This is a genomic window from Vibrio sp. SG41-7, from assembly GCF_014164465.1.
In the GTDB taxonomy this organism is placed as follows: Bacteria; Pseudomonadota; Gammaproteobacteria; order Enterobacterales; family Vibrionaceae; genus Vibrio; species Vibrio splendidus.
The window spans coordinates 1-5453 of the sequence record NZ_JACJFF010000193.1 but is presented as its reverse complement, the minus strand read 5'-3'; the positions used below and the strand labels follow the sequence as shown (position 1 = coordinate 5453).

Annotated in this window: 4 protein-coding genes; 2 read left to right on the top strand and 2 right to left on the bottom strand. The window is 44.3% G+C overall.

All coding sequences use genetic code 11. The features are described 5' to 3' along the window. The first annotated feature begins 179 nt into the window (after positions 1–179). Positions 180–2051 carry a methyl-accepting chemotaxis protein gene (locus H5300_RS25245; RefSeq protein WP_182797204.1) on the top strand — a complete coding sequence of 624 codons (1872 nt, stop codon included), beginning with the start codon at positions 180–182 and terminating at the stop codon, positions 2049–2051. Positions 2052–2197: 146 nt separating this feature from the next. Here H5300_RS25245 and H5300_RS25240 read toward each other — a convergent pair whose 3' ends face one another. Next, positions 2198–3604: an alpha-amylase family glycosyl hydrolase gene (locus H5300_RS25240; protein ID WP_182797203.1), complete on the bottom strand. Its 1407-nt coding sequence runs from the start codon at positions 3602–3604 to the stop codon at positions 2198–2200. Between the two features lie 283 nt (positions 3605–3887). Further along, positions 3888–4166 (bottom strand): peptidylprolyl isomerase PpiC, encoded by a 279-nt coding sequence (gene ppiC / locus H5300_RS25235; RefSeq protein ID WP_004731852.1) that lies wholly within the window; start codon positions 4164–4166, stop codon positions 3888–3890. A 280-nt stretch (positions 4167–4446) separates the two neighbouring features. On the opposite strand from ppiC, the gene H5300_RS25230 reads away from it, so the two are divergent. Beyond that, positions 4447–5361 carry a chemotaxis protein gene (locus tag H5300_RS25230; protein ID WP_004731853.1) on the top strand — a complete coding sequence of 305 codons (915 nt, stop codon included), beginning with the start codon at positions 4447–4449 and terminating at the stop codon, positions 5359–5361. Positions 5362–5453: the final 92 nt, after the last annotated feature.

The following is a 5453-nucleotide window of genomic DNA, read 5'->3' as shown; positions in this document are numbered from 1 at the left end:
ATAACGATATAGTGAACTCAGTATGCAATGCTTGGAACAGTTTTTGTGAAGATAAACGCAGAGTCCAATCCCTCTGCTTTAGAGATTGGACTCGATTGGTAAGTTAATTAATGGAATTGGTATTACAAAAATACGATTAACTTTAGTCTTCGCAAAGTCTGTGAGAAGGGGAAAACTCAATGAAATTTAGCCATAAGGTGGTTGCTGCATCATCAGCCTTGCTGCTAGTGACAGTATCATTGCTTTCAATACAACAACTTTACACTGTAAGAAGTGCTGTAGAAAACCACGTCAATGCAAGCCTGAAAGAAATGGTCTCTGGCGTTAAAAATACCGTCGAATCAGAGATGAACGCCAAGAAAGCGTTGGCTCAATCGACGACTGAAGTCATCGAGATCAACCCTGAAGATCGTACTTACGTAAAAGAAATATTAGAAAAGCCAAAGCTTAAAAGCAGCTTCCTTGCGGTTGGCTTTGGTTACGAAGCAAACGGTTTCGTCATTGAAAATGATGACGGTTGGGAAGCGGGTCCAGATTACGACCCTCGAATTCGCCCTTGGTACATTGATGCTAAATCCAAAAACAGTTTAGTTGTTACCGCTCCTTATGTGGATGCATCAAGCAAGAAAGTCATCATATCAGTGGGCACTCCCGTTAAAGACAACGGCCGCTTCACGGCAGGTATGTTCTACGACCTAGAATTGACTAACCTTGCGACATTGGTAAACCAAGTGAACTTGTTCGATGCCGGCTACCTATTCCTAGTCACTGCTGACGGCACAACGATTGCTCACCCGAATGCGAAAAACGATGGCGAAATGCTCTCAAGCTACATGCCACAAGCAAGCATTCGTGAAGGCTCTCAAGAAATTGAAGTCGACGGCAAGATGTTCCTAGTGAACTTCACTCACATCCCAAGTGAAGATTGGTACATAGGTGCTATCCTTGATGAAGAGATCGCTTACCAAACCGTTGAAGATTTGAAAAACAGCTCAATGATCTACTCGTTGATTGCGGTTATTCTCAGCATCATTGCACTGACTGTTTTGATTCGTGTGTTAATGCGTCCACTTGATGTGCTTAACCAAGCAATTCAAGATGTGGCGAGCGGTCAAGGTGACTTAACTAAGCGCCTAGATACCAACACAGACCAAGAGTTCTCTGACCTAGCAAAAGGTTTTAATACCTTTACTGAAAACCTGCAAAACCAAATCATTCAATCAAAAGCGATTGGTGTTGAGATTAAGCGTGGTACTGAAATCACGGTTAAAGGTGCAGGCGAATCAGCAAACGCGATGAATACCCAACTGCAAGAGCTTGAGCAATTAGCGACTGCAATGAACGAGATGGCAGTGACTGCAACAGAAGTAGCGAACAACGCTCAAGGCGCAGCAGCAGCGGCTCGTGAAGCTGACGAAGCAACGCTAGACGGTACATCTGTAGTCAGTGATACCACTCAAGCGATTGATAACCTTTCAGCTCGTATCGACCAAGCGGTTGCAGAAGTACAAGTACTGGAATCAGCAACAGCCAACATCGAAACGATTCTTAAAGTAATCAACGATATTGCAGACCAAACCAACCTACTGGCGTTGAATGCGGCGATTGAAGCGGCGCGCGCTGGTGAATCAGGCCGTGGTTTCGCAGTCGTTGCCGATGAAGTTCGAACTCTGGCACAACGTACCCAAGAATCGACCACTGAAATCCGCAACATGATCGAGCAACTCCAAGCGGGTGCAAGCTCAGTATCGAACGCGATGAATCAAAGTAAAGACACAGCCACTGACGCCGTTGAACGCGCTCAACAAGCAAACTCTTCACTTGACCGCATCCGTGACGCGATTCAGCGTATCTCTGTTATGAATATTCAAATTGCTTCAGCAGCAGAAGAGCAGAGCTTAGTAGCGGAAGAGATCAACAACAACACAGTTAAGATCAAAGACCTTTCAACACAAGTATCCAACGCGGCTCAAGAAGCAAACACGGCAATGCAGGTACAAACTGACAATGTTCGTGCACAGGATGAACTATTGAACAAGTTCACGGTTTAACAGAAGTTTGTGTTAATCAGCGCTTAGCTTAACCAACACATAGCTTAACCAACGTTCAGCCAAGAACCTAAAAAACAAAAGACCCGTTTACTAGATGCTAGTAAACGGGTCTTTCTTTTTCGACTTCTCTTTCTAACCGATCAGACTTAACTCATCACAGGTTCGAACTCATTGGTCGTCAGCATCATGCACTGATTAGATTTAACCTGAATGGTTAGCGTCTTATCGACACAATCAAACACTGCACCAGACAATAAATCCGTTACTGTACCAGTCCAAGTCAGTGATGCCGTTTTACTTCGCTTCGACTTGTTGATCACCACAATGCCTTTGTCGCCACGGACAAACACCAGCAAATCATCATTTGCCTCAACCACACGCATCGCTTCGCCATGAACATGGTTATGAAACTGAATCATGTTTTTCATGTAAGGCGCTTGCCAATCGTTAAGCCAACGAGGCTGACCGTTCTGATCCAGAATGCCGCTGGTACTCAGTTCACTGTAAACAAGCGGCACACCGCCGTCTCGACCAAGAATAAAGGCGTGAGCTAACCGCTCGTCAACTTCACCCATTACGTGATCCAAAAATACTTCATTATTTGGAATATCATGAGTGACGGCAAAAGTGATTGCTCGCATATTCGATAACGCCTGACCAAAACAGTAAGGATTGATCAAAGACTTAAAGCTGCCCTGCTCTTCAAAGGATTTGAAGATGGTATTGAACAGAGGGAAATCGTAAGCGCCTAAGCGAGTGTGTTTGAGGTAAGGCTCAAGGAACAACTCATACTCTTCTTTGGTCGCACCACCATCAGTAATGATCTCGCCAAAGATGTGCATTTCTTCGCAGATATCATCAGTCCACACCTTGCGTAGATGTGACAGTGTCATGTGTTTCGCTGCGTCTATGCGAAACCCTTTCACGCCAATCTCTTTTAAGGCTTTTAAGTAAGCTCTCTGCTGCGCGACCACATTGTCGTTGTCTAACAGCGTTGGCAAGCCAGGGTCACTAACTCCACCGGTAATACGTCCGTTCTGCACTTCCCAAGTGTCTTTCCAGTTTTTGATACCAAACGCTTCAACAAAGTCGTTTTCATCAAATAAAGGCTTAGAAAGATCGCCAAACAAACGTATAGATTCGTAATAGTCAGCATCTTCTTGATAAGACGCCATGTCTTGCTGATTTGGATACGTTAAATCGCCACGGATACCCGACTCATTGGCCATGTGGTTAAACACGACGTCCACATAGGTACGAAGCCCGTGTTGCTTTAACGTGTTCACCATCGCAGTGAAATCTTGTGTGTCACCAAGCTGATTATCAATCACACGATAATCTTGTGGTTGATAGCGCTGCCACCATTGGGTGCCAGAATCACGGTCACAACCTTTTGGTCCGCGTAACGACTTCATTGCCGGTGATACTAAAACAGATTTATAACCCAATTCTTGGATCAGTGGGGCGTTCTTCATTACGTCAGCGTAGCACCAGTCAAAGGCATGCAAAATCACATCTGTCGCTGGGTTGCTTAACATAGCTGAACTATCCATGTTGTTCTCCTACCAAACTTGTTTACAGCTTTCTAGATAAATACAAAGGCTAAAAGGCAAAGCTGCATAAATTTCCTTAAGAATGGTATTTATTATATGAGTTACTCATTAAAAACCCTCCTCCTCCCACCGATTAGTCACGGCGGATAGTCAAGGGCGTAGTGCCAATTATCGCATAACGTCTGGGATGAACACTCAACCGTAGTGCTTCAAAATGCGCAAAAAAGTGACAAAAAAGGAGCGTATATACGCTCCTTTTATTCAATCTAACACATATTTATGACTAAGTTCTGTAAAGAACCTTCACGACGTGCCAGCCAAATTTTGTTTTTACAAGGTGTGGTACTAGCGTCTCGCCAGAGAAACAAACCTTATCAAACTGAGGCACCATTTGACCTTTTTTGAACTCGCCTAGGTCGCCGCCCTTTTTACCAGATGGACACGTTGAATGCTTCTTCGCTAGCGTTTGAAACTTAGCGCCTTTTTTAAGCTGCTTGATGATGTCTTCTGCTACTTCTTTGTGCTTCACCAAAATATGAAGCGCTGCTGCTGTTCTTGCCATGATAATTCTCAGTGTGTTGCGGTCAGTTTACTTACGACGGTTTAGAACATCGTTAATGAACTGACTGTTGTAATTCTGTTTATCGCTAACGACTTGTCGACATAAAACCATCGACAGCGCGCGTTTAGCGTGATTTTAACCCAAGAACTGTCAATCTTCACTCTATAACCGAAAACAACTGCCTTAAAGCCCCTAAAAACCGTATAGTGACTTGCCGATACCCCTGTTTCCCTTTAAATTAATCCTTATAAATTAAGCGCGTATTAAGTAGGAGCCACTTATGGCCAAACCGATCAGTAAAGCGAGTCAGTCACAGGGAATGTTGATGTTCAAATTATCCCTTACTCAAAGTTTTGCGATTGGCACGCTTAAGGTAAGAGAAATAGTGCCTTTTCAGCCGATGACTCAAATCCCATACTCCCATCATCACGTGATTGGGACGGTGACCATCCGCGATCTTACCGTTCCAGTCATTGATATGTCTGCAGCGATTGGCTTTCGACCGATAACACCCGCTGAATACCAAGATTGTGTGCTCATCGTCACCGATTGCTTAAGAACAGTAGTGGCATTTCTGGTTCGTTCGATTGATAAAATCATTGAATGTGATTGGAAAAGTATTGAATCGCCACCCGCCAGTGTGGGTCGTAATGTGTTTGTGACGGGTATTACGCGTTTTGAAGATCGTATCGTGCAAATGCTCGACGTGGAGTTATTACTTTCTAAGATCTACCCGGCTTATGAAAACGCACATATTCCAATGCTGACCGATGTAGAAAGGGAGCGTCTCAAAGCGCTGAATATCTTATTGGTTGATGACTCTTTAATCGCGCGGAAACAGCTATCAGATGCCTTAGACAGCATCAACATCCCTTACAGCATTTGTAATAACGGCTTAGATGCGATCGATCTAATGCGTCGCCAAGCCAGCGCTGGCAATGCAATTGATCTACTCGTGAGTGATATTGAGATGCCTGGACTCGATGGCTATGAGCTTGCGTTTGAAGTACAAAATGACAGCGCACTGAGTCATGCCTACTGTATTTTGCATACCTCACTGTCCAGTGAGATCTGTGTCGACCGAGCCAATCAGGTAGGTGCACATGAAGCGCTTGAGAAGTTCAATGCGGGCGAATTAATCGAAGCCATGCTACGCGGCGCAAAAGTCTTAAACGAAGCATCTACGGCTGCTTAGACGCTATTTTGGAAGCTAAACCCAGCATCATGCTTAATGGTTTAGCTTCTTAGCTTCTTAGCTTCTTAGCTTCTTAGCTTCTTAAGGATTAG

Excerpts from the sequence above, each read along its gene's own strand:
- H5300_RS25245 (WP_182797204.1), top strand. The coding sequence starts at position 180 with ATGAAATTTAGCCATAAGGTGGTTGCTGCATCATCAGCCTTGCTGCTA.
- H5300_RS25240 (WP_182797203.1), bottom strand. The coding sequence starts at position 3,604 with ATGGATAGTTCAGCTATGTTAAGCAACCCAGCGACAGATGTGATTTTG.
- ppiC (WP_004731852.1), bottom strand. The coding sequence starts at position 4,166 with ATGGCAAGAACAGCAGCAGCGCTTCATATTTTGGTGAAGCACAAAGAA.
- H5300_RS25230 (WP_004731853.1), top strand. The coding sequence starts at position 4,447 with ATGGCCAAACCGATCAGTAAAGCGAGTCAGTCACAGGGAATGTTGATG.